At 59.7% G+C, this 24937-nt stretch carries 32 protein-coding genes; 26 read left to right on the top strand and 6 right to left on the bottom strand.

Annotated elements, in window-relative coordinates:
* Positions 1–6: 6 nt before the first annotated feature.
* The 15 genes from ACOYW1_RS16325 (at position 7) to ACOYW1_RS16255 (ending at position 12947) form a co-directional block, all read left to right on the top strand.
* The gene (locus ACOYW1_RS16325) at positions 7–1647 is read left to right on the top strand and encodes a DNA translocase FtsK (RefSeq protein WP_482418869.1); all 1641 of its coding nucleotides are present in this window, start codon (positions 7–9) and stop codon (positions 1645–1647) included.
* On the top strand, positions 1611–2249 hold the full coding sequence (locus tag ACOYW1_RS16320; protein WP_482423745.1) for a DNA translocase FtsK: 639 nt from the start codon (positions 1611–1613) through the stop codon (positions 2247–2249). The genes ACOYW1_RS16325 and ACOYW1_RS16320 overlap by 37 nt, the downstream gene beginning before the upstream one ends.
* A gap of 98 nt (positions 2250–2347) precedes the next feature.
* Complete coding sequence (locus ACOYW1_RS16315) at positions 2348–3004, top strand: class I SAM-dependent methyltransferase (RefSeq protein ID WP_482418868.1); 657 nt, start codon at positions 2348–2350, stop codon at positions 3002–3004.
* Positions 3005–3470: 466 nt separating this feature from the next.
* Positions 3471–3899 carry a DUF2231 domain-containing protein gene (locus tag ACOYW1_RS16310; protein WP_482423627.1) on the top strand — a complete coding sequence of 143 codons (429 nt, stop codon included), beginning with the start codon at positions 3471–3473 and terminating at the stop codon, positions 3897–3899.
* A gap of 11 nt (positions 3900–3910) precedes the next feature.
* Positions 3911–4450, top strand: a complete 540-nt coding sequence (locus ACOYW1_RS16305; RefSeq protein WP_482423626.1) for a DOMON domain-containing protein — start codon at positions 3911–3913, stop codon at positions 4448–4450.
* Positions 4447–4986 (top strand): thioredoxin domain-containing protein, encoded by a 540-nt coding sequence (locus tag ACOYW1_RS16300; RefSeq protein ID WP_482423625.1) that lies wholly within the window; start codon positions 4447–4449, stop codon positions 4984–4986. Before ACOYW1_RS16305 ends, ACOYW1_RS16300 begins: the two co-directional genes overlap by 4 nt.
* A gap of 100 nt (positions 4987–5086) precedes the next feature.
* Complete coding sequence (locus ACOYW1_RS16295) at positions 5087–5287, top strand: hypothetical protein (protein ID WP_482423624.1); 201 nt, start codon at positions 5087–5089, stop codon at positions 5285–5287.
* Between the two features lie 148 nt (positions 5288–5435).
* Positions 5436–7076, top strand: a complete 1641-nt coding sequence (locus ACOYW1_RS16290) for a cytochrome c oxidase subunit I (protein WP_482415651.1) — start codon at positions 5436–5438, stop codon at positions 7074–7076.
* A complete protein-coding gene (locus tag ACOYW1_RS16285; RefSeq protein ID WP_482423623.1) occupies positions 7073–7225 on the top strand; it encodes a hypothetical protein in 153 nt (50 codons plus the stop codon). The genes ACOYW1_RS16290 and ACOYW1_RS16285 overlap by 4 nt, the downstream gene beginning before the upstream one ends.
* Entirely contained in the window at positions 7179–7673 is a 495-nt protein-coding gene (locus tag ACOYW1_RS16280) for a cytochrome c oxidase subunit 3 (RefSeq protein ID WP_482423622.1), read from the top strand. The genes ACOYW1_RS16285 and ACOYW1_RS16280 overlap by 47 nt, the downstream gene beginning before the upstream one ends.
* 10 nt (positions 7674–7683) lie before the next feature.
* The gene (locus ACOYW1_RS16275; RefSeq protein ID WP_482415653.1) at positions 7684–7959 is read left to right on the top strand and encodes a cytochrome C oxidase subunit IV family protein; all 276 of its coding nucleotides are present in this window, start codon (positions 7684–7686) and stop codon (positions 7957–7959) included.
* Positions 7960–8037: 78 nt separating this feature from the next.
* Positions 8038–8652 (top strand): cytochrome c oxidase subunit II, encoded by a 615-nt coding sequence (gene coxB, locus ACOYW1_RS16270; protein ID WP_482415654.1) that lies wholly within the window; start codon positions 8038–8040, stop codon positions 8650–8652.
* Positions 8645–9595 (top strand): UbiA family prenyltransferase, encoded by a 951-nt coding sequence (locus ACOYW1_RS16265; protein ID WP_482423621.1) that lies wholly within the window; start codon positions 8645–8647, stop codon positions 9593–9595. The genes coxB and ACOYW1_RS16265 overlap by 8 nt, the downstream gene beginning before the upstream one ends.
* 23 nt (positions 9596–9618) lie before the next feature.
* Complete coding sequence (locus ACOYW1_RS16260) at positions 9619–10161, top strand: hypothetical protein (RefSeq protein ID WP_482423620.1); 543 nt, start codon at positions 9619–9621, stop codon at positions 10159–10161.
* 311 nt (positions 10162–10472) lie between these two features.
* Positions 10473–12947, top strand: a complete 2475-nt coding sequence (locus ACOYW1_RS16255; protein ID WP_482423619.1) for a diguanylate cyclase — start codon at positions 10473–10475, stop codon at positions 12945–12947.
* Positions 12948–12972: 25 nt separating this feature from the next.
* Here the strand turns inward: ACOYW1_RS16255 and ACOYW1_RS16250 are convergent, their stop codons facing one another.
* Positions 12973–13650 (bottom strand): HAD family hydrolase, encoded by a 678-nt coding sequence (locus ACOYW1_RS16250; protein ID WP_482423618.1) that lies wholly within the window; start codon positions 13648–13650, stop codon positions 12973–12975.
* A 256-nt stretch (positions 13651–13906) separates the two neighbouring features.
* Here ACOYW1_RS16250 and ACOYW1_RS16245 point away from each other — a divergent pair, with 256 nt between their 5' ends.
* From ACOYW1_RS16245 to ACOYW1_RS16235, 3 genes are read left to right on the top strand one after another with little or no spacing between them, the layout of a single operon-like run.
* Positions 13907–14452 (top strand): FGGY family carbohydrate kinase, encoded by a 546-nt coding sequence (locus ACOYW1_RS16245; RefSeq protein WP_482423617.1) that lies wholly within the window; start codon positions 13907–13909, stop codon positions 14450–14452.
* A gap of 7 nt (positions 14453–14459) precedes the next feature.
* Positions 14460–15506, top strand: coding sequence for a xylulokinase (locus tag ACOYW1_RS16240; RefSeq protein WP_482423616.1), 1047 nt, complete (start codon positions 14460–14462; stop codon positions 15504–15506).
* 25 nt (positions 15507–15531) lie between these two features.
* Entirely contained in the window at positions 15532–16209 is a 678-nt protein-coding gene (locus tag ACOYW1_RS16235; protein ID WP_482423615.1) for a TetR/AcrR family transcriptional regulator, read from the top strand.
* Here the strand turns inward: ACOYW1_RS16235 and ACOYW1_RS16230 are convergent.
* From ACOYW1_RS16230 to ACOYW1_RS16220, 3 genes are all read right to left on the bottom strand, one after another.
* Positions 16161–16826: a class II aldolase/adducin family protein gene (locus ACOYW1_RS16230; protein WP_482423614.1), complete on the bottom strand. Its 666-nt coding sequence runs from the start codon at positions 16824–16826 to the stop codon at positions 16161–16163. The genes ACOYW1_RS16235 and ACOYW1_RS16230 overlap by 49 nt on opposite strands.
* A gap of 12 nt (positions 16827–16838) precedes the next feature.
* Positions 16839–17477: a class II aldolase/adducin family protein gene (locus tag ACOYW1_RS16225; RefSeq protein WP_482423613.1), complete on the bottom strand. Its 639-nt coding sequence runs from the start codon at positions 17475–17477 to the stop codon at positions 16839–16841.
* Between the two features lie 62 nt (positions 17478–17539).
* A complete protein-coding gene (locus tag ACOYW1_RS16220; protein WP_482423612.1) occupies positions 17540–19003 on the bottom strand; it encodes an aspartate aminotransferase family protein in 1464 nt (487 codons plus the stop codon).
* A 647-nt stretch (positions 19004–19650) separates the two neighbouring features.
* On the opposite strand from ACOYW1_RS16220, the gene ACOYW1_RS16215 reads away from it, so the two are divergent.
* From ACOYW1_RS16215 to ACOYW1_RS16180, 8 genes are all read left to right on the top strand, one after another.
* Positions 19651–20097: a hypothetical protein gene (locus ACOYW1_RS16215; RefSeq protein WP_482423611.1), complete on the top strand. Its 447-nt coding sequence runs from the start codon at positions 19651–19653 to the stop codon at positions 20095–20097.
* Positions 20098–20130: 33 nt separating this feature from the next.
* A complete protein-coding gene (locus ACOYW1_RS16210; protein WP_482423610.1) occupies positions 20131–20271 on the top strand; it encodes a hypothetical protein in 141 nt (46 codons plus the stop codon).
* A 23-nt stretch (positions 20272–20294) separates the two neighbouring features.
* Complete coding sequence (locus ACOYW1_RS16205; RefSeq protein WP_482423609.1) at positions 20295–20738, top strand: hypothetical protein; 444 nt, start codon at positions 20295–20297, stop codon at positions 20736–20738.
* A complete protein-coding gene (locus ACOYW1_RS16200; protein WP_482423608.1) occupies positions 20708–20986 on the top strand; it encodes a hypothetical protein in 279 nt (92 codons plus the stop codon). Before ACOYW1_RS16205 ends, ACOYW1_RS16200 begins: the two co-directional genes overlap by 31 nt.
* 161 nt (positions 20987–21147) lie before the next feature.
* A complete protein-coding gene (locus tag ACOYW1_RS16195; RefSeq protein WP_482423607.1) occupies positions 21148–21855 on the top strand; it encodes an AzlC family ABC transporter permease in 708 nt (235 codons plus the stop codon).
* Positions 21852–22187, top strand: coding sequence for an AzlD domain-containing protein (locus ACOYW1_RS16190; RefSeq protein WP_482423606.1), 336 nt, complete (start codon positions 21852–21854; stop codon positions 22185–22187). Before ACOYW1_RS16195 ends, ACOYW1_RS16190 begins: the two co-directional genes overlap by 4 nt.
* Positions 22188–22226: 39 nt before the next feature.
* Positions 22227–22844: a dual specificity protein phosphatase family protein gene (locus ACOYW1_RS16185; RefSeq protein ID WP_482423605.1), complete on the top strand. Its 618-nt coding sequence runs from the start codon at positions 22227–22229 to the stop codon at positions 22842–22844.
* 33 nt (positions 22845–22877) lie between these two features.
* Positions 22878–23522, top strand: a complete 645-nt coding sequence (locus ACOYW1_RS16180; RefSeq protein WP_482423604.1) for a manganese efflux pump MntP — start codon at positions 22878–22880, stop codon at positions 23520–23522.
* A gap of 9 nt (positions 23523–23531) precedes the next feature.
* Here ACOYW1_RS16180 and ACOYW1_RS16175 read toward each other — a convergent pair whose 3' ends face one another.
* Together ACOYW1_RS16175 and ACOYW1_RS16170 are read right to left on the bottom strand one after the other, a co-directional pair.
* Positions 23532–23876 carry a hypothetical protein gene (locus ACOYW1_RS16175; RefSeq protein WP_482423603.1) on the bottom strand — a complete coding sequence of 115 codons (345 nt, stop codon included), beginning with the start codon at positions 23874–23876 and terminating at the stop codon, positions 23532–23534.
* Between the two features lie 517 nt (positions 23877–24393).
* Complete coding sequence (locus ACOYW1_RS16170) at positions 24394–24756, bottom strand: hypothetical protein (protein ID WP_482423602.1); 363 nt, start codon at positions 24754–24756, stop codon at positions 24394–24396.
* Between the last annotated feature and the right edge of the window lie 181 nt (positions 24757–24937).

Genomic DNA, 24937 nt, shown 5'->3' with positions numbered 1-24937 from the left:
ATTCGGATGCGAAAAGAGATCACCGGTACCCTCCTGTTTTTTCTTGTGGTGTTGACCCTGATCAGCCTGGTTTCCTACAACTGGACCGACCCGTCCATCAACCATGCCGGGGCGTCGTCCGCCCATGTCAAGAATCTCTTCGGGCTCCTGGGGGCCCACATCGCCGGGTTTCTCATCGGGCTCGCCGGTATGGGGGCCTTCTGGATCCCCGTGCTGCTGCTCATCGCCAGCGTCCATTTCCTGAGCAACCGTGAGGGAAAGAGCCTCTATTTTATCTCCGGGGGCGGCGTGATCCTGGTCTTTGCCACCGGTACCCTCCTGGCCATGGTCTCGGGCCTTGACTACTATATCCTCTTTGACAACCGGTTCCCCGCAGGGGGCCTGATTGGGAGCATGCTCAAAGGGGCGCTCCTGAAATACACCAACCTCACCGGGGGGCTCATCATCATCAGCGTGGCCATTTTCATCGGCCTGATCCTCTCCACCGGGTTCTCCTTTATTGCCCTCTACCACTTTATGAGGGGCCGCTGGAAAAAAGCACAGGAGCACAGGGCGCGCCGTAAGGTAAAAAAAGACCTGGAAAAGAGTGTGAAGACCGCCAAGGTCAAGGAGAGAAAGGCCAACCGCAAGGTGGCCAAGAGCACACCGGCCGATGCCTGCGAGGTGAAGATCAAGAGCGTCAAGCCCAAAAAGGCCCACACCGCCACCGTGGCCCAGCAGGCCGAGTTCAGCTTCATGAGCCCCGGCGAGACCAAGGGGTACCGGCTCCCCACCATCTCGTTTCTCAATGACCCCGTCGAAGAAGAGGGGGCGGTCATCGACAACGAGAGCCTGCGCATGCTGTCGGTGCAGCTTGAGAAGAAGCTGGAGGATTTCGGGGTGATGGGCAAGGTGTCCGAGGTCTCCCCCGGCCCTGTGATCACCACCTTTGAATACAAGCCCGCCCCCGGGGTGAAGATCAACAAGATCGTGAACCTGGCCGATGACCTGGCCCTGGCCCTCAGGGCCATCAGCATCCGCATCGTGGCCCCCATCCCCGGCAAGGACGCCATCGGCATCGAGGTGCCCAACGATGTCCGGAGCAAGGTGTGGTTCAAGGAGATCGTCACCTCCAGCAGCTTCATCAAGTCCAAGTCCCCGCTGTGCATGTGCCTCGGTCATGACATCGTGGGCAACCCTGTTTCCGCCGAGCTCAACAAGATGCCCCACCTGCTCATCGCCGGTGCCACGGGCGCGGGCAAGAGTGTGGGCTTAAACGTCATGATCTCCAGCCTGCTGTTCAAGTCCACCCCGGACGACGTGCGCATGATCATGGTGGACCCCAAGCGCATTGAGCTCTCCGTCTACGACGGCATCCCCCATCTCATCACCCCGGTGGTCACGGACATGAAAAAGGCCACCAACGCCCTGTTCTGGGCCGTTCGGGAGATGGAGCGGCGCTACGAACTCCTGGCCCAGTACAAGGTCCGGAACATCGACCAGTTCAACAAAAAAGCCGAGAAACTCGCCCAGGAAGCCAAGAAAAAAGGGCCCGCAAAACCGGCCCCCCAGGATGCCGAAGGCGCCCAGGTACCGCCGGAACCCACAGAGCCTCCGGAGAGCTTCCTCAGATCGTCATTATCATCGACGAGCTTGCCGACCTCATGATGGTGGCCTCCCGGGATGTGGAGGTGGCCCTGACCCGCCTGGCCCAGATGGCCCGTGCATCGGGTATTCACATTATCCTGGCCACCCAGCGGCCCAGCGTGGATGTCCTCACCGGTATCATCAAGGCGAACTTTCCCACGCGTATCTCCTTTCAGGTCTCCTCCAAGACCGACTCGCGGACCATCATCGACGCCAACGGGGCGGAGAACCTCCTGGGCATGGGGGACATGCTCTACCTGCCGCCGGGCACGGCCAAGCTCATGCGAATCCACGGGGCCTTTATCTCCGATGACGAGCTCAGTGAGCTTATCAGTTTCTGGAAGGCGCAGCAGGGACCGGGCTACGACACCTCCATTCTCGACACGCCCCCGGAGGCGGCTGCCGCCGAGGGAGGCGACGAGGAGTACGATGAAAAATACGACGAAGCCGTGGCCCTGGTGACCCGAACCCGGCAGGCTTCCATCTCCAGCGTCCAGCGTCACCTGCGTATCGGATACAACCGAGCTGCCCGCATCATCGAGGCCATGGAGCGTGATGGGGTCATCGGCCCTGCCGACGGCTCCAAGTCCCGGGAGATCCTGGTGGCATCCTATGACGAGTAGGGCTTTCTGCCGGGTGACATTATTTCATTGATGTGATCGGGGCATCCCGTCAAGGGTGCCCCTTTTTTTATCTGACATTTGAGGAAAGTTGGTGTTGTATGGCTTTGGACAGATCATTGATCGACAGCGTAAAAGGCTTTTTGAGTATTGAAGAGGGCACACGCCTTTACACCCTTGCCGCCGAGGCGGCAAAGATGGGGCCCTGCCTTGAGATCGGCAGCTACTGCGGCAAATCCACCCTCTGGATCGGCGAGGCCTGTCGCCAGGCAGGCAGCGTGCTGTTTGCCGTGGACCACCACCGGGGCTCGGAGGAGCAGCAGAAAGGCGAAATGTTTTTTGATGCCGACCTCTGGAACGCCGAAGAGGAGAAGGTGGACACCTTTGCCGTATTTCGGAACGCCATGGACCGGGCCGGGCTTAATGACACCGTGGTCCCCATGGTGTCGAAGTCCACAGTGGCTGCGCGGTTCTGGGCCACTCCTTTGAGCCTTGTGTTCATCGACGGCGGTCACACCTACGAGGCCGCTTACAACGACTATGCCTGCTGGGCAAGGCACGTGGTGCCCGGCGGTTACCTCCTGATCCATGACATCTACGACTCCATCGAAGAGGGCGGGCAGGCCCCCCACCACATCTATAAAATGGCCGTTGCCTCCGGGCAGTTCGAGGTGCTGGAACGCACGGGCTCCCTCGGCGTTCTCAGGCGCTACCCCTGTGGGGTGCTTCCGCCGGATCTCCCGGAAAAAGATTATTAGGTTTCAGCGAGCCCGGACAGCGTTGCTCCCCACCGGACACCCTTGGGCATAGGCCGATGGTGCAACGCTGACCGGATTCCAGGCGACTGATGCCTCTCCGTTGCACTCCACGGCGGTGTGCCCTTCCTTGGGCATGAAGGGTGTTGCTCACCTGTGCTCACTCTGATAAACTATGTCCATCTGCGTGGGCCTCATCCGGAGCCCTGCACCGGGCTTCAAGACATGACGGCCCCTGTTTTTCCTTCCTTTCCGAGCCTCTGCGCTGCGTTGTTTTCGACTCGCCGAGTCCTTCGTGTGTCATTTCCTTTTTTACCTTTCCATGCGTGGGATACCTTGACGGATATCCCTTTGTTAACAAGAACCGATCCGGGTATCCGGCCGCTGTGAGCGGACGGCACTCACCTTCGGGCGGTTTTGTTACCCACTGTTCAGGCTGTCACACAACCCAATCTGCGAGGTGGTTACGATGGTCGAGTTCATCTACGGTTTACTGGAGAGCGTCGGGTTTCACCATCCGCTGCATCCGGCGGCAACCCATATTCCCATGGGGCTTGTGATGGGAGCCCTGATTTTTCGCGTGACAGCCATCCTTTCCCCCATGAAGGAACTGGCCCGGACCGGTTACCATTGTGCGGTGCTGGGACTACTGGGCACCCCACCCACGATCATTGTGGGGTGGATGGACTGGCAGCACCGGTACGGGGGAGAGTGGGAGTACCTCATCGGCTTGAAAATGGTACTGGCCGTGATCCTTACGGTGCTTCTGATCCTCATCGTGGTTCTGGACGATCCCGAGACACCGCGGGTGGACCTGCGGAGCTTTTTGTATGTCCTGGGTATTGCCAATGTCATCGGCTTGGGGTTCTCCGGTGGCGAACTCATTTCGGACGGTTGACGGAGGACGCTATGAAACGGTTGGCTTTCTGGATCATGCTTCCGGTCTGTTCTGCTGGGGCTTCCTCTCCGGCTACCCATCAATTTAGGTACACCCTGAAAGACGGCCCCATGACGTTCAGCTGGACGGTGAGCGGGGAGACCCTCCACGTGAAACTTACGGGCAGGACCACGGGCTGGGTAGGAGTTGGCTTTAACCCGGAAAAGATGATGAAAGGCGCGAACTTCATCATGGGCTATGTGAAGTCCGGGAAGGTCAAGGTCACCGATCACATCGGAAACACTGAGCGCAACCACAAGGCCGACACAAAATCCGGCGGTGAAAACAACACCACCGATATTGCCGGTTCCGAAAAGGGCGGCGTCACGGAGATCTTTTTTACCATCCCCTTGAAGACCGAAGACGCAAACGACACGGACCTCGATCCCGAAGGCGTGACCACGGTGCTGCTGGGCATGGGAGGCGGCCGGGACAGCTTTCGCTCTGTCCATAAATTCAGGTCGGTGCACCAGGTAACCCTGTCCACGGGTGCTTCGGAGAAAGTCAAGTGAGCCGGGCGGCGGCCATGGCCCTTTGTGTGCTGGTCCTTGTGGCGGCTGGGGCCTCCCGCGGTCTCTCCCAGGATGAGATGGACCATGGGGCTTTGCACCATGGCGACGCGCCCATGGTCATGGTGGAGTCGTCGACGGCCGTGGATGTGGGGGTGGATGAAAAACCAGGCGATACCCTCTACACGGAGGGCAAGCTCTGGAATGAAAAAGGGGAGGCCGTCAACCTCGAAGAGGTGCTGGACCTTCCGACCCTCCTGATTCCCGCCTATTACAATTGCCCTCGGTCCTGCAGTCTCCTGCTTGCGTCCATGGCCACGGCGATTCGGGACCTGGACCTTTTTCCGGCCATGGAGTACCGGGTGGTGACCTTGAGCTTTTCACGGGAAGAGACCCCTGCGGATGCTGCACGGGCCAAGGCCCAGTACATGAACATCCTGGGGGACGGCTACCCCGAGGAGGCCTGGACCTTTCTGGTGGGTGACCCCGAAAGCATCGCACGGATCTGCGATTCCATGGGCTACCGATTTACCAATTAATAACCCCTATGCCCACCCCAATGTGGCCCTTGCCGTGGCTCCCCGGGGAAAAATCATCCGATACCTTTACGGACCCGACTTTCTGACGGCGGACATCAAAATGGGATTGCAGGAGGCCGCCCGCGGCATGGCGTCGGTCTCCATCCGCAAGGTGGTGACCTTCTGTTTTGACTGGTTAAAACTGGGGAGCTACGTGCTGAATATCTACCGGTCCATGGGTACCCTGATCCTCACCCTTGTGGGGCTCATGTTCCTCTACCTGGTGCTGGGGCCCAAGGGGCGGCGAAGGGAGAGGGTGTAGGAAGGCAGGGGATAGGAAAAGCAGGTAAGAGGTCATAGGTGAGAGGTCATAGGCAAGAGGTCATAGGTTATAGGTGAGAGGGGGGATGGAGAATCGCCCTTTTTCATGTTGTGTGGATTGCCATTTAAACGGAGATCGGAGATCAGAGATGGAACAGGTTCCCTCGTTTTTCGAGACACCGGCACCGCCCCGCTTCAAGGGCGTGCTCTCCTGGCTTATCACCACGGATCACAAGCGCATCGGGCTTATGTATCTCTTCGTGATCCTTTTCTGGTTCGTGGTGGCCATGTTCCTGGGCGGGCTGATGCGCCTGGAGCTGATGTTCCGCGGCGAGACCCTCATGGGTGCCCAGTCCTACAACGCCCTGTTCACCCTCCACGGGGTGATCATGATTTTTCTCTTCATCATCCCGGGCATTCCGGCCATTTTCGGCAACTTCATCCTGCCCATCCAGCTCGGCACCGACGACGTCTTTTTCCCCAAGCTCAACCTGCTCTCCTGGTATCTTTACGTCATCGGCGGGGTCCTGGCTCTGTCCACGCTGTTCATCGGCGGCCCACCGGACACGGGCTGGACCTTTTACGTCCCCTTCAGTGTGGGCACCAACAGCAATGTCTCCACCGCTGTGTTTGCCGCCTTTGTGCTGGGGCTGGCCAGTATGCTTACGGGCATCAATTTTGTTACCACCATCCACCGGATGCGAAGCGAAAAGATGGGATGGCTCCAGCTGCCCCTGTTCTCCTGGAGCCTTTACGCCACCAGCTGGGTTCAGATCCTGGCCACGCCGGTGGTCTCCATCACCTTGCTTTTGATCATCGTGGAGCGTTTCCTGGGGGTGGGGCTCTTTGACCCGGACAAAGGGGGGGATCCCATTCTTTACCAGCATCTCTTCTGGATGTATTCCCATCCGGCCGTGTACATCATGATCCTGCCCGGCATGGGGGTGATCTCCGAGGTGATGGCGGTCTTTGCCAGAAAGCCTGTTTTCGGCTACAAGGCCATGGCCTTTTCCAGCCTGGCCATTGCCGTGGTGGGCTCCCTGGTGTGGGCCCACCATATGTACACCAGCGGTATGAGCGATACGGCGGTGTTTGTCTTTTCCCTGCTGACTTTTCTCGTGGCCATTCCGTCGGCCATCAAGGTGTTCAGTTGGGTGGCCACTCTCTACAAAGGGTCCATCCTCATGACCCCGCCGCTCTTTTTCGGGCTCTGTTTCATCTACCTGTTTTCCGTGGGCGGGCTCACCGGCCTGGTCCTGGGGGCCGCCGGTCCCGATATCCATGTTCACGATACCTATTTTGTGGTGGCCCATTTCCACTTCACCATGTTCGGCGGCACCGGGTTTGCCTTTTTTGCGGCCCTTCATCACTGGTGGCCCAAGATGTTCGGGCGGATGTATGACTTTAAGGCGGCCTACTGGGCGGCGGTTTTGGTGACCTTTGGCTTTTTCCTTCACTATGTGCCCATGTTTGTGCTGGGGCTCCAGGGCATGCCGCGGCGCTACTACGACTACCTGCCCGAGTACGAGGCCGGTAATTTTGTGGCGGGCTTTGGTGCGGCTTTTATGCTGGCGGGCCTCGTGCTGATGCTGGCGAACCTGATGGTGTCTGTCAAACGGGGCAGCATTGCTGCCGCCGATCCCTGGGGCGGAACCACCCTGGAGTGGACAGTGCCGTCGCCGCCGCCGTTGCATAATTTCATCCAGGACCCGGAGGTCCCGGATTACCCGTATGATTTTACCGGTATCGGTGCCGTCAAGGCTAAGGCCGGTGACGCGGAGGTCTCATGAGGCAGGCCACGGATCACAAAGGAAAGCGTCTCGGCATGTGGCTTTTTCTCTATACCGAGATCATTCTCTTCGGCGGGCTGTTTGTGCTCTACGCCGTCTACCTTGCCAAGTACCCCGGGGATTTTATTCAAGGGGGAAAAGGTTCCTAGGTTCCGGCTCTTTGGCGCTGCCAACACCCTGATCCTCCTGGTGAGCAGTTGTGCCGTAGCCTCGTCCATTACCGCCGTGCAGAGAGACCAGAAAAAGCTGGGGCTGATCCTTGTGGGCGCCACCATTTTCTGCGGCCTCGTGTTTCTGGTGAACAAGTACTTCGAATGGGGGCACAAAATTCATGAGGGCATCTACCCGGGTTCCGATGACCTGGTATACGGAGAGCCGGGCCGCAATATTTTTTTCGGGCTCTACTATGTGATCACCGGCCTTCACGGCCTTCATATCGTCATCGGCATGACCGTTCTCACCGTGGCCTTTGTGCTGGTGTCAAGGGAACGTATCACGCCGGAAAATCACGTTTTCCTGGAAAACGCCGGGCTCTACTGGCACCTTGTGGATCTTGCCTGGATCTTTATCTTCCCACTTTTTTACCTGGTCCTTTAAGGAGAGACCCATGCACATTGCATCCTACGGACGGTTGATGGGCGTCCTGGCCGCGCTCATTGTCTTGACCGGGGTCACGGTGGCGGCCTCGTATGTGGACCTGGGCCCTTTGAACGTCTGGGTTGCCCTTGCCATTGCCTCCACCAAAGCCTCCCTGGTGCTGCTTTTTTTCATGCACATCGGCATGGAGGGGCGCCTGGTGGTGGCTTCGTTTCTCAGCACCATTTTTTTCCTGGCCATCATGATCGGTTTTACCTTCTGGGATGTGGCGTTTCGGATGCCCTGAGTGGTGAATAGTGAGCAGCAGATAGTGAATAGTGAGTACTGAGCCGGTACGGTTTCCCCTTTTCCCAAGGAGTGCATTATGCCCATGGACAACAACCCGGTGGCTCTGGTGGACCGGTCCTTCTATTTTATCATTGGGTTTTCCTTCCTGTTTCTTTTTGCCATTACCGTGGTGATGATCTGGTTCGTGATCCGGTACCGAAGGAGCCGGAACCCTTACGCATCGGATATCCGGGGCAATGTGTGGCTGGAGCTTGCCTGGACGGTGATTCCAACGGGTATCGCCATTGCCATGTTTGTGTCCGGCTGGCAGGCGTATACGGGGCTTCGGAATGTCCCGGACGGCGCCCTGGAGATCAAGGCCTACGCCCAGATGTTTTCCTGGATCTTTGTCTACCCCAACGACAAGGAGACCGAAAACGAGCTGGTGGTCCCCGTCAATGTTCCGGTGAAGATCACCCTGACATCCGAAGATGTGCTTCACAGCTTTTACCTGCCCTCATTCCGGGTGAAGATGGACGCCGTCAAGGGGATGGACACGCGGGCCTGGTTTTTCCCCGACAAAGAAGGGGAGTTCGTGTTTCACTGCACGGAGTTCTGCGGAACAGGCCACTCCACCATGGACGGCACACTGACCATTGTTTCCAAGGAGGCCTACGAAGCATTTCTTGAGGAGGAGGACGACGATGAGTGACCGCAGGACGTGCAACCGAACGGAAAGCACGGGACACGGCGGTTTCAACCAAGAGATGGAGATGGCCGTGGCAGATACGAATCCCCCACCCAGGATCGCTCCGAAGGGAAGGGTGCTCTCCTTTTTTCTCCTCTCCAAAGCCTTTCTCTCGGCCCACATTGGCCTGGCGGCCGCCGCTGGCTGCCTGTTTCACCCCGACGGCGGGGTCATGCAGGCTTCCATGGCCTGGGTGGGGGTGACCATGACGGCCATGGCCGGTGCCCTGGTGAATAACATCCAGGATCGGCTCCAGGATCAGGAGATCCCTCGCACAAGGTGGCGCAAAGAGGCCCTGGAATCCGCCGGGGTCCTTGCCCTGCTCAAGGGCGCGGGTCTCATGGCCGTCCTCGGTCTCATGCTGGTGGTGGACGCAGGTGACGGCCTCTGGCCCGGGGCCATGGTCCTGGTGGGACTTTTTTTCTACAACGCGGTGTATACCCCGCTAAAGAAGAAGAGTCATCTGGCCCTGCTCCCCGGTTCCCTGTGCGGCATGGCCGCCCTTCTTGCCGGGTGGATGGTGGCCGGGGGCTCTCCCATGGACCGCGGGGCGCTTTCCGCTGCTCTGGTGGTGGGGGTGTGGCAGATTCCCCATTCCATGATCCAGAACCTCAAGCACGCCGATGAGCTGAGAAAGAGCGATCAGCCCACCATCACGAAGCTCTTCAAGGATCCGGACCTGGCCTTCGTGACCCTCATGTGGGTGATGCTCTATAATCTCTCCTTGTACCACCTTATTTTCATGGCGCCCTTTTCGGATTGGGCGCTGCTCCTGCTCTTTACCAATGCAGGCTTTCTGACCCCGCTTTTTGCCCATACCCTGTTTGTGCTCAAGAGGCCGGGCCTTGCCTTCAACTTTCTGAACCTGTCCCTGGTGGTGTATTTTATCGCCCTGATGATACCCTGAAACGACGTGAAAACGGAGAAGGGATGCCGACGATTCATGACCCGATCCCCCTTGTGGAAGAACTCTTCGTACCTTGGAAGGCGTCCCTTGCCGGTGAGTACACGGGATACCGAAATCATGTCTACCGCATGCTTCACTTCTGCTTCGGCCTTGCCCGCTGCTCCGACGCGGATCGAGAAAAGCTCTGCATCGCAGGGGTGTTCCATGATATGGGCTTGTGGATCGACAGCAGCTTCGACTACATCCCCGCATCCATCCCCCCGGCCCTGGCCTGCCTGAAGGGCCGCAACCTCTCTGCCCACTCCCATGAGATTTCCCTCATGATCTCCGAGCACCACAAGCTTCGGGAGTACAGGAACAAAGCCTTTCCCCTTGTGGAGCTGTTTCGCAAAGGCGATCTGGTGGACGTCTCCCTGGGCCTGTGCAGCTTCGGGCTTTATAACGCCTATGTCCGGGCGGTGAGGGGCCATTTTCCCAATGCCGGATTTCATGTGAACCTTGCCCGCAGGGCGGCCAGATGGGTCGTCAGGCACCCCCTGGATCCCGTCCCCATGATGAAGTGGTGACGAACGCTCCATCATTCCTCCGTTCCCAACGTTTCCTTGATCCCTTCCTCTTATGATGTGTTCCCGTGTATCCCTGTGTCTGCATGTTGCTGAACGTCGAATGCGTTTGACCCGTTCCGCCCGGCGCGGAGCGAGTGACTCGGGTGTATTCATATGTCTCAGCGTGTGATACATAAATGATTTCCCGTTTAGACAAAGTTGGGGGTGGGCAGGGCCCTGGGAAGGCCCTTTGGTTTTCTTTTTTTCGTTGCGCAGTAGAATTTGCGCGTCCGGGGCCCTGGAGCGGCAACGATTGCCGGAGTATGTGGTGCATGGCTGTATGTGGGTGTGTGAAGCGTGTGATGCTGGTGGGGGCCTTTGTTCTGTGCCTTGCCTTGCCGGCGGGGGCGTTTCAGGTGTCTTTGTTTGTGCCCCGGGACGACACGGTGTTCTGGGCGTCCCTTGTGAGGTTGACCCGTGCGGCGGCCCATGACCTGGCCCTGGACCTGGAGGTGTATTCGGCCGACAACCGGGGGGACATCATGCTGTCTCAGGTAGAGGCCGCGTGCGCCAAGGGCACCGACGGCATTCTTTTCATGAATTACGAAAACCTCGGCCACCAGATCCTGACCATATCCCAGGTCCACGCGGTACCGGCATTTCTTTTCAACACCGGTTTTTCCGATTCCCGGCTGGTCCCCAGGAGACAGTATCCCCATTGGATCGGAAGCATGACCCCGGATGATGCCCGGGCCGGGGCGCTCCTTGCCGAAGGGTTGATCCGGGCGGCCAAGCGGTCGGGCAGGAGCGATGTCCGGATGCTGGCTGTGGAAGGCAACCCCTTAGAGAAATCGTCCTCGGACCGGGTCGACGGCATGAAGGCGGTTGTGGCTGACCGTGACGACGTGACGCTGTACGGCATTGTCAGCGCCGGAAAGGGGTGGAGCAGGGGCCGGGCAAGGGACGCGGTCATGGAAGGGCTGCGCAGCCACCCGGACATCAATACCGTGTGGGCGGCAGGGGACGACATGGCCCTGGGCGCCCTGGATGCCGTACGTGAGCTGGGGCTGGACAATGGGACGGTGGTCACAGGGGGCATAGACTGGAGCTTTTCAGCCGTAGAGAGCATTCGGTCCGGTGGTGTTACCTTGAGCGTCGGTGGCCATGTCCTGGAAGGGGCCTGGTCCCTTGTCCTGATGCACGACTATCTTAACCGCAGGGATTTTTCCCGGGAAAGCACGGTTTTCAAAACCAGGATGCACGCCATCGACAGCGGCAACGTCGAGCAGGTGGCGGCTTTTTTATCCGATGACTGGGAACATGTCGATTTCGCAAGCTTCTCCAAGTACCTGAACAAGGCCCTGCTTTACCGGTTCGACCTACCCTACCTGCTGGACTCCTTTTACCCGAAGAAAAACAGCTTTGAGCTTACCGCCGAGGAGCGCCGCTGGCTGGCGGACCATCCCACGGTGCGCCTGGGGATCGACGACAACTGGCCTCCGTTTGAGTTCATCGGACCGGAAGGCCGATACAAAGGCATGGTGGCCGATTATGTCCGGGTTCTGGAAGATCGCCTGGGAATCCGGTGCATCTACACCCGCGGGATGAGCTGGACAGATACCCTGGAGGCCATGGGGGAGCATCGCCTGGATATGATCGCCGCCATCGGTGCGATCCCCCGGCACAAGGGCTCCATGCGTCTCACCGCGCCCTTTTTGTCATTTCCCCTGGTGGTGATCACCAGCGAACAGGTGGATTTCGTGGAGGACATGGCAGCCCTTTCAGGCAGGACCGTGGCCGTGGTCAAAAATTATTCCGAGCACACCATTCTTTCTGCCGAGTACCCGGACATCAAGGTCCTGGCAACGGACAGCACGGCCCGGGCCCTGGCTGCCGTGGCCACAGGCAGGGCCCACGCCTACGTGGGAAACCTGGCCGTGGCAAATTACACCATCAAGCAGGAGCGGTTTACCCACCTCAAGGTGTCCGGCACGGTCCCCAGAACCCTGGAGATCAGCATGGGGGTCCGCAAGGACTGGCCCCTGTTTGCCGGACTGCTCTCCAAAGCCATTGAGTCCATTTCCGAGGCGGAGCGGGACACCATCTATCAACGCTGGCTCCCCTTGCGCTACGAGCACGGTTTTGACTACGGGTTGCTCTGGAAGTGCCTGGGAGGCGCGGCTTTGATTTTGGCCCTTGCCCTGTATTGGAATAGGCGGCTGGCGGCCTTGAACAGGGCTTTGAAAAAGGAGATTGCCGTGAGGGTGACGGCTGAGGAGGCCTTGCGGCGGGAGCAGTCCAGGGTCAAGGTGATGGCGGTGACCGACCCTTTGACCGGCTTGTACAACCGGCGGAAATTTGCGGAGGCCTTTCCCCTTGAGATCAGTCGGCTTCGCCGCAGCGGACGATACCTCGCTTTTGCCATCATGGATATCGATTTTTTCAAGCAGTACAACGACCATTACGGCCATCAGATGGGGGACGAGGCCCTGAACCAGGGCAATCTCCAGCGGTGCAAACGGGGCACGGACTACTGCTTTCGCCTGGGCGGGGAAGAGTTTGGCATCCTTTTCCTGGCCCGTGATTCGCAGCGAGCCCTGGCCTTTATGGAAAACATGAGGCAGGCCATTGCCGCACTGGCCATCGAGCATGCACACAGCGGGGTCGACGATGTCCTGACGGTCTCCCTTGGCCTGGTGGTTTCCGACACCCCCACAGACATTGACGGCATGTACAAAGTCGCGGACAACGCCCTCTACCGGGCCAAAGGCGCCGGGCGCAACCGGACCGAAATGGTCTGCTGCTGAGCCAGGCCACGGGGACGTATGTTCGTCAGGTTGAGAGGGTGTGATGGGCGATGGCCCATCCCCGTGCCAGGGCAGTCGCCTTGAGGTCCGGGGTGGGGTTCACTGCCGTGGGATGGCCCACGGCCTCAAGGAAGGCCAGGTCCGCGTGGTGGTCGGAGTAGGCGTGGGATGCGGCCAGGTCGATGCCCATGGTCCGGGCCAGCTGGCCGATGGCCCGAGCCTTCTCCCCTCCGACACAGACGTTTGCCGCCGGGCGGCCGGTGCATTGATCGTTGCCGTCGGTTTCAATGGGGGTGGCGAGCCAGGCGTCGGGGGCATGGTCGTCCACAAAGGGCGCCAGAAGGTGCCCGCTGGTGGCCGAGACCACAATGACAAGGTGCCCCTGCTTCCTGTGGGTCGCCATGCAGGTCATCATCTCGGGAAAGAGCAAGGGGCTCAGGCGCTTTTCATAGAGCTGTCTGGCGTGGGCCCGGAGGCGGGACATGGGAATGCCCTTGTATGAGGCGAGATAGATGCGGTTGAAGCGGTCGTGGTCCATGAGCTTTCGCTTGTACAAGGGCTCGGCAAGAGCCACTTTGAGCAGGCGAAAGGGGTAAAGGGGCCCCGGGCAGTGGTGGCGAAGCAGGGAGAGGGCCTCCATGCGCTGGCTGTCTGCGGCGATGAGGGTGCGGTCAAAGTCGAAAAATGCGGCGGTGCGTCTCATGGATCTCCTTGGGGTGACGGGTGGCGTCCGGGACGGTATGTACCATGTGCCTTCCCAGGGTGTCAATGTGCGGGCTGACGCAACATTCCGGGATGACGGGGGAATGGGTTGGTCTCTCTTGTGGGCTCCATGGTTCCTGAAATTGTACTGACCGGTCAGTTATACTGTTGACACCATTGCAATTCCTCGGATATGTTTTCTTTAAAAATCAGTGACGCTACCCGTTTTTCTACCTCAACCATGTGAAGGAGTGAGTGTGGATCCCGTGACCCATGTCCTTGCCTTCGATGTCGGAACCACAGGCTGCAAGACCTGCCTGTACCGTATTGGTGAGTCCCTGACCCAGGTGGGCTCCGAGGTTGCCGAGTATCCCCTCTACGTGACCGAAGACGGGGGGGCCGAGCAGCGTGTGGACGAGTGGTGGGAGGCCCTGTGCCGATCCACGCAGGCGGTCCTTGCCAAAAGCGGTGTGCCCCCAGCCGGGGTTCGGGGCATCTCGTTCTGCTGTCAAATGCAAGGGTCGGTGCTGGTGGACAAAAACGGCGAGGCCCTGCGCAACCCCATGGTCTACCTGGACGGCCGGGCCACGGAACAGATCGCCCGATACCTGCACAAGGGGCTGCTTCGCATCAGCGGCATCAACGCCGTGACCCTCTTGAACACCCTGCGCATTACAGGGGGCATCGCGGCCACGGCCAAGGATCCGCTGTGGAAGTACCATTGGGTGAAAGACCACGAGCCCGAGCTCTTTGAAAAGGCCCACAAGTGGCTGGACGTCAAGGATTACCTTCTCCTCCGATGACGCCGCCATGACCCGGGATTCCGCCCACATTACCTTTGTCTACGACACGCGGCAGGGCAGGGAAGGCTGGCATAAAGGCCTCTGCAGGACCTTTGGCGTGGACATGGCCCATTTGCCCGGGGTGGTGGAGGCCACGGACGTGGTGGGGGGGCTTTCGGAGCGGGCGGCCCGGGAGCTGGGGCTTTGTACCGGCACCCCTGTGTTCGGCGGGGGCGGGGACGTCACACTGACGACCATCGGGGCCGGGTGCCTGGATCTTCACGATACCCATATCTACGTGGGAACCTCCGGCTGGGTGGTTTCCAACGTGGGCAAACGGTATGTGGATATCGCCCACTTCATGGCGGCGATTTCAGGGGCGATCCCCGGGTATTACAGTTACGTGGCAGAGCAGGAGACCTCGGGCGCCTGCCTCCAGTGGGTGAGGGACCACCTGGCCCTGGATGCCATCGGCGTCTACCTCAAGGAGAAGGGCATGGATGCGGAAAACGTGGACCCGGCAGCCCTTTACCCCCTCATGAACCAGGCCGTGGACGAGACCCCGCCCGGTGCGGGGGACCTTCTTTTTACACCCTGGCTCCATGGAAATCGGGCGCCCAGGGAGGACATTCGGGCCCGGGGTATTTTTTTTAATATCGGCATGAACACGGGCAAGCGTCAGATGATCCGGGCGGTGCTTGAGGGGGTTGCCTTTCACAAACGGTGGATGCTGGAGGCCATGGAGGCGCGGATTCCAAGGCAGGAGGCGGTCCGCTTCGTGGGGGGCGGGGCCCGCTCCGGGGTGTGGTGCCAGATCATGAGCGATGTGACGGGGCGACGCATCGAGACCCTGGCCCACCCCCAGGACAGCGGCGCGGCAGGCGCTGCCGTGGTTTGTGCCGTGGGGTTGGGGATCATGCCCTCTTTTGCCGCGGCAAAGCCATTGATCCAGGTGACAAAAACCTACGAGCCCCGCACCGAGTTTAAGCCCATGTACGACCGCCAGTTTGACGTGTTCAAAGGGCTCTACAAAAAAAACAGAACACTTTTCAATACATTGAACCAGGGACGATAAAACGGGAAAAATCAATCGGAGGACCATGGATTCCGGGAAAACCAGCACCAAACGCAAGCAGATACTTGAGGCCGCAGCCACCATTTTTTCGCAAAAGGGGTTTCATCAGGCGCGCATGGACGAGATCGCCGTCATGGCCAATGTGGCCAAAGGCACGCTGTATTACAATTTTTCCAGCAAAAGCCTTCTCTTTGCCGCCACTGTCACAGAAGGGATGGAAGGCATCGTCAGGCAGATCCGGTCCGAACTGGTGTCCGATCTTCCCTTTCCCGAGCATTTTCAGCTCCTGGTGACCTCCATTGTCCGGCTCTACCTTCAGCACAGCGACCTGGCCCACATCATTTTCAATGAAATCTCAAGCGGCATCGACGACGCGGTCCTCGTGGAGATCGAGCGGGTCCGTTCCCGGTTTATCGAGTTCATCGCAGAGATGCTCGAACGGGGCCAGCAAAAGGGGTATATCAAGGAGATCGACCTGAAACTTTCTGCCGTGGCCCTTGCCGGGATCATCGACAGCGTGTGCTGGCGCGTCTGCTCGATATCTCTACGAGGCCACCGAGGAGAAGGCCGTTGCCACCCTCCATGCCATGCTCTCCACCGGGTTGTTGAACGGCGAATAGGTGAGTGGCCGTGGGCATTGACGAGCCTGGGGTATTACCCCCTGTCTGCCCGAGGCACGGGTTGTGTGCGTTTTTTTGCATAGGCGAGCCGGTAGACGGTGCGCATGAGAAGGGCTTCTCCTCGGTTGATCCGGATACCGCCCCCTAAGAAGGTGGCCTCGATGGCGGCCTTGCAGTTCTTTTCCAGGACCTGGGCCACGGCACGGGCATCGTCAAAGATTCCGGCTCCGCAGAGGGCGCCGCTGTTTTTGAGGAGCACGGCATTTCGTCCCTTCATGGCTGCCACCACCGGGGCGGTGCCCCGGCATGGCCAGGATCGGGCAACCTTTGCGGAAACGCCCACCAGCTGGGCCATGTCGTCCAGAAGGGGCGGCACCTCGCGCCCTGCCTTGGAGGCGGTGAGGATACTCAGGGGATCGGCGTGGACAAGAACGCCCAGGTCCTTCCGTTTTTTGTAGAGGGCCCCATGCAGGGGGAACCGGCGATCCGGCCTGGGGCCTGCAAGGGGGGTGCCCGTGGCAAGGTCCACCACGGCAAGGCCGTCCGGGGACAATTCGGAGAGCCCTGTGTCCTCGGGGGTGATCACCAGGCGATGCCCTATCCGGGCGCTCAGGCACCCGGAGGTGTCGGTGCATAATCCTTCGGAAAGAAGGGCCAAGGCGTTTTCACAGAGGGTTCGGGAGACGGACGTCATGGTCATGGGGCGCTCCTTTCAGGGGGCGGTTGTCAGGTAACAGGCATGCATCTCTTCCATGGTGGACGCCCGGGTACCGAAGTGCCGGGCAAAGGCCTCGGCAATGAACGATTCGCAGGCCCCTTCCAGCTCCAGGGCCACCCGGAAGGCCGCCTCCATGGTGCTTCCGACACACAGGGCGCCGTGGTTGGCCAGAAGGGCCGCGTGGCGTCCCTCTTCAAGGGCCTGACCGGCGGCTTTCATGAGTTTTTTTGTGCCGGGAAGGGCGTAGGCGGCGCAGCGAACGCTCTTGCCCAGGAGCCGGACATGGTCCTCGGAGAGCCCTGTGACCTCTTTTCGGGCGGCAGCCACCGTGGATGCGTGGCGCTGGTGGGTGTGGACCACGGCGTTGATCTCCGGGCGCCGCCTGTAGACCTCGGCGTGCATGCCTTTCTCGGAGGAGGGCTTCACGTCCCCCTGGTGGGTGAGGTCGTTGATGTGCACCGCAACGATCTCCTCGGGGGCCAGGGTCTCGTAGCTCCTGCCGCTGGGGGTGATCACAAAGGTTTGTTCGTCCAGGCGCAGGCTGATGTTGCCCCAGGTGCGGGCCACGAGACCCTCTTTCACCAGGTCGAGGCCTGCCTGGTACACAATGTCGCGGGCTTGGCTGAGTTCCATGACGTTGTCCTGTTTTCTGGTAGTGGCAGAGCGGACATAAGCTGGGTGCACGTGCCTGGAGCTTATGCCGGTACCCCTTCGATGTTTTTGAACACGCGCTCGAACCGGGCCAGGGCGTCGTCGATGATCTCGTCTGTGTCTGCAGCCGACGTATAGAGGCGGCTTCCGGCAAGGGTGACGAGGCCTTCGGCCATGTAGGCGGCCCCCATGTGGGTCATGACATCTTTGCGGGCGTGGATCTCCTTGATCCTGGAGGGGATCTCCCATGGCCTGAAGAGGTTGATGTCAAAGAGCATGGTGCCCACGGTTTCCAGGTGACAGATGGAGCCCTGGTTGTAGGCCACAAAGGGGAGCCCGTATGTCTCGATGAGCTTCTGGAGCCCCAGGGTAAGCCGGTCCCCTGCCTTTCCTGCCGTTTCACAGGCGTTGGTCTCTTCAATCATCTTCACCGTGTGGTAGCCGGCGGCGGCGCTTAAGGGGTTGGCCGCCATGGTTCCCCCCACATGGGCCTTCTTCGATTTCTTTCCGCCGAGCCCTCCGGCCAGGCAGGCCATGTAGTCGGCCTTGCCGCCGATGCCTCCCGCAGACGGGTACCCCCCGGCCACCACCTTGCCGAAGATGGTGAGGTCGGGTGTGACCCCGAAATATCCCTGGGCCCCGTCGACGCCGATGCGAAAGGCCGTGACCACCTCATCAAAAACAAGGAGGGCACCGTAGGCGGTGCAGAGGTCGCGGACCTGGCCGTTGTAGTCGAAGTCCAGGGGCCGTGTGCCGCTCTCCGGACCCATGGGTTCCATAAAGACCGCGGCGGTTCCTCCCCGAAGCCTGTTGCGTTTGAGCTGTTTTTCAAGGGCCTCGATGTCGTTGGGGAAAACCTCCTGGGTGTATTTGAAGCAGGCCATAGGGATGCCGTGGGACTCCAGGAACCGGATCCCCGGGATGCGGTTGCCGTAGGAGAGCTGGTCGCTCCATCCGTGATACGCCCCGCCGAGCTTGATGATGTTTTTTTTCTTCGTGGCCACCCGTGCCACCCTTACGGCTGCCATGCACGCTTCGGTGCCGCTCCCCAGCATGCGGAACATCTCCACCCCGCTGAACCGGTCACAGATGAACCGGGCCAGCTTCATTTCATATTCGTGGAACAGGCCGGTACAAGGCCCGCAGGTGTTAAGCAGGTCGAGTACCCTGGCCCTGACGGGTTCGGGGTTGCTCCCCAGCACCGTGGGGCCTCCTGCCTGGAGAAAGTCGATGTAGGTGTTGCCGTCCACGTCCTGGAGGTGTGCCCCTGAGGCTTTGGTAAAGGCCAGGGGGAAGGGGTAGTTGAAGGCGAGGTTGTGCTGGACCCCTCCGGGGATAACTTTGGCCGCGTCTTCCGTCATGCGTTTGGAGGTCGGGCATTTTTCCTCGAAGTATGCCAGGTATCCCTCCAGGGCGTCCTTGCGAAGGGTCCGGATGGGCTGGCTGATACTCAGGCCGCGGCCCGCTCGGGTAGATTTTACCGGTGTCGTGGTACTGGCTGATGGCATATCCGGGTTTTGTCATGGTGGTCTCTGCCTCGTCGTTCCTTGATTTTTGCCAATGCCTGCTCCGGGAACGGGCCTTTCTGGGGAGCGCGTCACGCTGTGGGCGTTTGCGTACGGCCCCATGCAGGGCTCTCCATGGCCTGGTTCCTGCGGCGTTTACGGGATGTCCCCCCTCCAAAGACTGTGCTTGGCTTAATTTTCGGTAAATACATGGAAAACGAAGTGCTCTGGAACCACTATAGGAAAAAGGATTTTTGGGTGTCAATGAAAAACTGACTGGTCAGTTTAGTTCTCAAGGGCGGAAGGGAGGGCATGCACTGACCGGTCAGTTAATGGTTGACAAACATTGGTCGCCGAGGCTAACGTCTGTTTTGAGTGTTGGTAAACAGTGATTGTGAAGGAAATGCTTGTTTGGCAGCCAAAACCTGTTTGGTCAGGCCCGGGTGTCGCCCGTGGCCTGCATACCAAACCCGTTGCATGGGCGTCAGCGTATTGGACGAAGCGACATTCATCATGAGATGGCTTTGCTTTCCATGACCCAGGCGAGTGATTGAAAGGGCCTTGCCGGCTGGGCCGTTCCGCGGCCACCTGCCTCCAGGCCCTCTTGTTTCCATGGGCGGCGAACCATCTTCACGACCAGGGAGGGTGGTATGAAACGATCGGTTCTCTTCAGTGCAGTGCTGGTGGCAGTCTGTCTTGTCTCCACGGATCTTCTGGCCAACATCGACAACCTGTCCAACATGAGTGTGGAGTGGATGCGGACCGCCAATAGGAACGCCGCAACGGACAGGGCGGATATCGTGGTCTACAACCCCGGCGGCATCACGGAGCTGGCCGACGGCGTGGCCATCAACATTGGCAACCAGAGCATGCGCCGAGAGCCGGAGCACTCCTATAACGCGGGCATGGGGGGAGAAAAGCTTCGAGCAGGACGGGGACGATCCGTTTCTTCCCAATATCTATGCGGCGTACAACAGAGACAACTGGGCGCTCTGGGGCGGGTTTTATATCCCCGGATGTGCTGTGGTCGATTACCCCACCGGGTCCTATACCACCAATGTGCTGATTCCCGGGAATATCTCCAAAGGGGTGGCTGACTTCCTCGGTGGGAGGGGCTTACGGGCAATGATGTGTTTGCGACCCTTTCCACCTCCAACGAGAGCCTTGAGGCGGAATCCATGCACCTCACCTTTACCCTGGGCGGGACCTACAAGCTCAACGACATGGTATCGGTGGCCCTGGGGGGGCGCTATATCGATGCGGTATCATAGATGCCGTTGAATCAGCCAACCCCTTGTTCAATGGTGTTATCGCTGCCGGTGGGTTCAGCGACAACAAGGTGGACGTCGAGGAGAGCGCCGAGGGCGCTGGGTATATCCTGGGGCTCAACCTCAACCTTACGGACCGGTTGAACATCGGGGTGCAATACCAGTCCAAGGTGGAGCTGGATTTTGAGGCCGATGTCAAACAGGACAACCTCGGCCTGTATGTGGATGGCGTGGAGAACCCCCGGGATTTTCCTGCCCATGCTGGGGGTTGGTGTCGGTTGGGATATCCTGAAACCATTTTATCTGGAAGCCAACTACAGCTACTGGTTCCAGGAAGATGCGGACTGGGAACAGACGCCCAGGGCAGGGATATCTCCGATATGGCCGGTGACACCCAGTCCTGCGGCATCAACAGGGACCATCCAGTGGACCGAGGGCCTTGCCACCAGCATCGGACTCGTTATACCTGATTTCCTCTGGAACGGTATCCACGGTATTATTCGGCCAGATCGGGTCTGGCAACGAGGCGCTGTACTCGGACAACTGGCAGGTGTGCGGGGGCGTCTCCTGGCAGATTACCAAAACGGTGGAGGTCAACGCGGCCATCGCCAGGACCATCTGGGATGATGAGACCATTACCGACCAGAACACCGGCCTTGAGATAAAGACCGAAAACGCCACCACCACCGTTGCCCTGGGTGCCAACTTCACCTTTTAGGATTCCTTGCAGCGTTCTCTGGTCCGTTCATGCCACGGGCCCCGGCAGGACCATGACGTCCTGCCGGGGCTTTTTTTGTTTTTCCCTTTCCCTTTCCTTTTCTCCGGCCATTGCTGTAAGACAGTCGGCGTTGGTTTTTTTATGTATGGCCGGAGGATGTAATGGGCTGGTGTGATGAGAAGCGGGCGGTGTTTCTGGAAGGGGTGCGAGCCTCCCTTCCGTTGATGTTGGGGGTGATCCCCTTTGCCTTGATTTGCGGGATCGCCTCTGTAAAGGCGGGGCTTCCCGTGTGGCAGGCGGTGGTGATTCCCGTGGTGATTTTTGCCGGGGCGGCCCAGCTTGCCGTGACCCATCTTTTTGTGGCGGGGGCTCCGGCTGTGGTGATGGTGCTCACCGCCCTGGTGATCAACCTTCGCTTTGTGATGTACAGCGCCTCCATTGCCCCGCATTTCAGGCCGGTGCCCGGGCGCTGGCGGCCCATGCTCTCCTATCTCCTGACCGATCAGGCGTATGCCCTGTCCCTGACAAAATTCAACCAGCCCGAAGGGTGCCGGTACCCTTTTGCCTACACCATGGGGGCCGGGGTGACTGTTTTTGTGGCCTGGCATGTGTGCAACGGGGTCGGCGTGCTCTTAGGTGCCGGCGTCCCGGAGGGGTGGGGCCTTGACTTCGGGGTCCCCCTGACCTTCATGGCCCTGCTGGTGCCGGCGGTTCAGGACCGGCCGACCCTTGTGGCGGCCCTGGTTTCCGGCGTCACGGCCGTGGCTGCCGCGGGTCTCCCCTGCGGGCTCAACATCATCGCAGCGGCGCTGGCAGGCATCGGTGCCGGGATGCTCTTTGACTCCGGTGCCCAAGGGAGGGTATCATGAGCCACGACGCTTTTTTCCTGGTGGCGTTGCTCTGCGGTGCCGTGACCTTTTCCGAGCGGGGGGCTTTTCTTCTGCTGAAACGGAACAGGGAGCCTCACCACAAGTTTACCCGGGCCCTTCGCCTGGTTCCGGCGGCCGTGCTTCCGGCCCTTGTCACACCGGCTGTGTTTCTGCACGGCGGCACCCTGGACCTCTCTGTGGGCAACCTTCGGCTCCTGGCCGGGGGCATTGCTCTTGCCGTGGCCCTCTGGAGACGAAGTGTCTTTTGGACCCTTGCCTCCGGCCTTGTCTCCCTCTGGGGCCTTCAGTGGGTGACGGGGGCGTGGGGCTGAGAGAGGGCTGTCTCAAACCTTTGGAGCGGGGGGCATGCGATGCGAATCATCATGATTCTGGCGGTGTGTCTGGCCATGGGAGCTTCAGCTTACGGCCAGGACCGGTTCAGGCCTTCGGATTGGGCGGACCCGGTGCACATCGAGGGGGTACCCAACCTGTACCGTGTCGATGAGGGCGTGTATCGAAGCGCACAGCCTTCGGCCCTCGGCATGAAGAATCTTGCTTCCGAAGGGTTCAAGACCATAGTAAATCTGAGGCTGTTTCATTCGGATACGGATGAGGCCGAGGGCACGGGGCTTCGCCTGGTGAGGGTCCCCATGAAGGCCTGGGCCCCGGACGAGCAGAGGGCCGCCCAGTTTTTTTCCATTGTATCGGACCCCTCCAACCGGCCCGTGTTGTTCCATTGCTGGCACGGGGCTGATCGAACCGGGGTCATGGGGGCTCTGTACCGGGTGGTGGTGCAGGGGTGGACCAAAGAGGCGGCCATTGAAGAGATGGTAAACGGGGGGTACGGATTCCACAGTATCTGGTTTCATCTGCCTGGATGGATCCGGGACCTTGACGTGGATGCCTTAAAAGAAGATCTCGCCGACGATTTTTTCCAGGCAGGGGTGATGTGCCCTTTGTTTCGTTGGATGCCCGGGCCTGTGTGTTAACCTGAAAATTCTTTAGATGGATACCCTTTCACCATGCCGACGGCTTCGGGGATGATTCCGGGGCGGTGGCTGGGGCAAGGGCCCGATTGTGATGTGTGTGCCGTGGAACTGATTCCTTTGATCTCCCTTGCCGTGGCCCTTGCCATGGATGCGTTTGCCGTTGCCGTTGCCGTGGGCATCAGACTCAAGACCGTCAACCCCAGGCAGATGTTTCGCCTTTCCTGGCATTTCGGCCTGTTCCAGGCCATGATGCCGGTGCTGGGGTGGAGCCTTGGGGTCAATGTTCGCTCCTTTGTGGAGAGCTTTGATCACTGGATTGCCTTCGGGCTCCTTGCCTTTGTGGGAGGCAAGATGATCTGGGAGGCGTTCCATGAAGACGAGGAGGCCGAGGGCGCTCAGGACCCTACCCGTTCCGTGAGCCTCGTTGTTCTCTCCCTCGCCACCAGTATCGATGCGCTGGCCGTGGGATTTTCCATGTCCGTCCTGGATGTGGCCATCGCTTTCCCCGCCGTTGTCATCGGCATAACCGCCTCAACCTTTACCCTTCTGGGGATGCAGCTCGGCAGCCGGTTCGCCTCCTCGTCCCGCCTGGGCCATTGGGCCGAAATCTTCGGCGGCGTGGTGCTTTTCCTCATCGGGTTTCATATCCTCTACGAACACGGCTGCCTGGGGGGATAACGGGCGGCATCAGTCTGTCCGGACCCTCATGAAGGATGCAAACCGCGGTTTTCCGGTGTGGGTGAAGCCATGGTACCTGAAAGTGACCACCGCTCCCCGGGGGGGAGGATTTTGTCGCGCCTCATCGGAAAATCCGGTGCCGAGGTTGAACTCCACCCCGTTATCCAGCCTGACTTTAAGACTCCCCATCATTCCCTTGTATTTTCCTTTGCCCTCATTGATGCCCATGACGGTCCCCTCCATGTCCGAGGCGTGCTTGACCTTGAGAACGTAGGGCGACCTGCCGGTGTGGTAGGCAAGGTGCGGGTTTTTGACGATGAGACCTTCGCCACCCTTGCCCTTGATATCCGCCATGACGTGCTCTAAGTGCTCGGGGCCTTTGCAGGGAATCTGCGGGATGATGCGTGCCGGGGTTTCGGGGTGGGCGTTGAACCAGTGCCTGGCGCGGTCCAGACGGTGGGGAAAGGGACCCGGGCGTATTGGGAACCTCGAAGATGTTGTAGGTGATTCGCCGCCACCCCTCCGACGGGGTGTGATCCATGACGGTGCGCTGGATAAAGGCAAAATCTCCGCGCGCGCTCCAGAGTTCGCCGTCGAGTTCAAAGGGGGGAAAATCCCGGGTGAACCAGGCAGGGGCATGGATGGTTTTTCCCTTGCGGGTGATAAGGGCGGTGCCGGTCCAGTAGCCGCGAATTCCGTCGAGTTTTTCGCTCATGAACCATCCGGTGACCTGTTCATCGCCGGAGTAGGTGGCGGCTTTCTGCAGGGCCGGGGGGGCAGCCGGGGAGGGAAGGGGGGCCAGGAAGAGACTCCCCAGGAGGATCAGGCTTATGGTGGTCAGGCTCAGGCACCGATGGGGGCGGGGCATGGGTCAGCTCCCGGTATCCATGGGTCCGGATGGGGACATGGCCGGGGGCCTGGCAAAGTCGATCTCTTCAAGCCGGGTCTTGGGGTCTAGTTTTTTGTAGTAAAACTCGCCGTGGCCGGGGGTGCACATCTTTAGGTAACCGTCGTCGGTTTTGCGGGCCACAAGAGAAAATCGGTCCCGATTCTGGTGCTTGAGGGTGACGGTGTCGTCTGTTACCGACACATCCAGCAGGAGACGGTCCCAGCCCTTTCTAGGGGAGTATTTTCGCAGATCGCCGTCGGGGCTGAAGAGCAGGAGATGTTTTTCCCGGGGGCATTTGAGGGCCATGGGCGCCTCGCCCGGGGCGCTCTCCGACGCCACTGCCACGTGGAGCCACCTGGGGTCAATAGCCGAGGTGCACTCAGCGGGAAGGGTGTTTGAATCGTTCCCGTACCGAAGGTAAGAAGCAGGGCAAAAAGAAACTGGGGCATACATATCTCCAATCTGTGATTGGTAAGGTTGTATGGCGACGATGAATACTTTACTAATACGCGAAATCGCGACAATG

The organism is Desulfoluna sp. CYM3A (genome assembly GCF_056829965.1).
Note: the sequence above shows the minus strand (reverse complement) of the source record. Positions and strands in the feature narration are given on the sequence as shown.

What these genes read in the sequence shown, in the direction of transcription:
- ACOYW1_RS16325 (WP_482418869.1), top strand. Translation starts at nt 7, where the DNA reads ATGCGAAAAGAGATCACCGGTACCCTCCTGTTTTTTCTTGTGGTGTTG.
- ACOYW1_RS16315 (WP_482418868.1), top strand. Translation starts at nt 2,348, where the DNA reads ATGGCTTTGGACAGATCATTGATCGACAGCGTAAAAGGCTTTTTGAGT.
- ACOYW1_RS16310 (WP_482423627.1), top strand. Translation starts at nt 3,471, where the DNA reads ATGGTCGAGTTCATCTACGGTTTACTGGAGAGCGTCGGGTTTCACCAT.
- ACOYW1_RS16305 (WP_482423626.1), top strand. Translation starts at nt 3,911, where the DNA reads ATGAAACGGTTGGCTTTCTGGATCATGCTTCCGGTCTGTTCTGCTGGG.
- ACOYW1_RS16295 (WP_482423624.1), top strand. Translation starts at nt 5,087, where the DNA reads ATGGGATTGCAGGAGGCCGCCCGCGGCATGGCGTCGGTCTCCATCCGC.
- ACOYW1_RS16290 (WP_482415651.1), top strand. Translation starts at nt 5,436, where the DNA reads ATGGAACAGGTTCCCTCGTTTTTCGAGACACCGGCACCGCCCCGCTTC.
- ACOYW1_RS16285 (WP_482423623.1), top strand. Translation starts at nt 7,073, where the DNA reads ATGAGGCAGGCCACGGATCACAAAGGAAAGCGTCTCGGCATGTGGCTT.
- ACOYW1_RS16275 (WP_482415653.1), top strand. Translation starts at nt 7,684, where the DNA reads ATGCACATTGCATCCTACGGACGGTTGATGGGCGTCCTGGCCGCGCTC.
- coxB (WP_482415654.1), top strand. Translation starts at nt 8,038, where the DNA reads ATGCCCATGGACAACAACCCGGTGGCTCTGGTGGACCGGTCCTTCTAT.
- ACOYW1_RS16265 (WP_482423621.1), top strand. Translation starts at nt 8,645, where the DNA reads ATGAGTGACCGCAGGACGTGCAACCGAACGGAAAGCACGGGACACGGC.
- ACOYW1_RS16260 (WP_482423620.1), top strand. Translation starts at nt 9,619, where the DNA reads ATGCCGACGATTCATGACCCGATCCCCCTTGTGGAAGAACTCTTCGTA.
- ACOYW1_RS16255 (WP_482423619.1), top strand. Translation starts at nt 10,473, where the DNA reads ATGGCTGTATGTGGGTGTGTGAAGCGTGTGATGCTGGTGGGGGCCTTT.
- ACOYW1_RS16250 (WP_482423618.1), bottom strand. Translation starts at nt 13,650, where the DNA reads ATGAGACGCACCGCCGCATTTTTCGACTTTGACCGCACCCTCATCGCC.
- ACOYW1_RS16240 (WP_482423616.1), top strand. Translation starts at nt 14,460, where the DNA reads ATGACCCGGGATTCCGCCCACATTACCTTTGTCTACGACACGCGGCAG.
- ACOYW1_RS16235 (WP_482423615.1), top strand. Translation starts at nt 15,532, where the DNA reads ATGGATTCCGGGAAAACCAGCACCAAACGCAAGCAGATACTTGAGGCC.
- ACOYW1_RS16230 (WP_482423614.1), bottom strand. Translation starts at nt 16,826, where the DNA reads ATGACCATGACGTCCGTCTCCCGAACCCTCTGTGAAAACGCCTTGGCC.
- ACOYW1_RS16225 (WP_482423613.1), bottom strand. Translation starts at nt 17,477, where the DNA reads ATGGAACTCAGCCAAGCCCGCGACATTGTGTACCAGGCAGGCCTCGAC.
- ACOYW1_RS16220 (WP_482423612.1), bottom strand. Translation starts at nt 19,003, where the DNA reads ATGCCATCAGCCAGTACCACGACACCGGTAAAATCTACCCGAGCGGGC.
- ACOYW1_RS16215 (WP_482423611.1), top strand. Translation starts at nt 19,651, where the DNA reads ATGAAACGATCGGTTCTCTTCAGTGCAGTGCTGGTGGCAGTCTGTCTT.
- ACOYW1_RS16195 (WP_482423607.1), top strand. Translation starts at nt 21,148, where the DNA reads ATGGGCTGGTGTGATGAGAAGCGGGCGGTGTTTCTGGAAGGGGTGCGA.
- ACOYW1_RS16190 (WP_482423606.1), top strand. Translation starts at nt 21,852, where the DNA reads ATGAGCCACGACGCTTTTTTCCTGGTGGCGTTGCTCTGCGGTGCCGTG.
- ACOYW1_RS16185 (WP_482423605.1), top strand. Translation starts at nt 22,227, where the DNA reads ATGCGAATCATCATGATTCTGGCGGTGTGTCTGGCCATGGGAGCTTCA.
- ACOYW1_RS16180 (WP_482423604.1), top strand. Translation starts at nt 22,878, where the DNA reads ATGCCGACGGCTTCGGGGATGATTCCGGGGCGGTGGCTGGGGCAAGGG.
- ACOYW1_RS16175 (WP_482423603.1), bottom strand. Translation starts at nt 23,876, where the DNA reads ATGGCGGATATCAAGGGCAAGGGTGGCGAAGGTCTCATCGTCAAAAAC.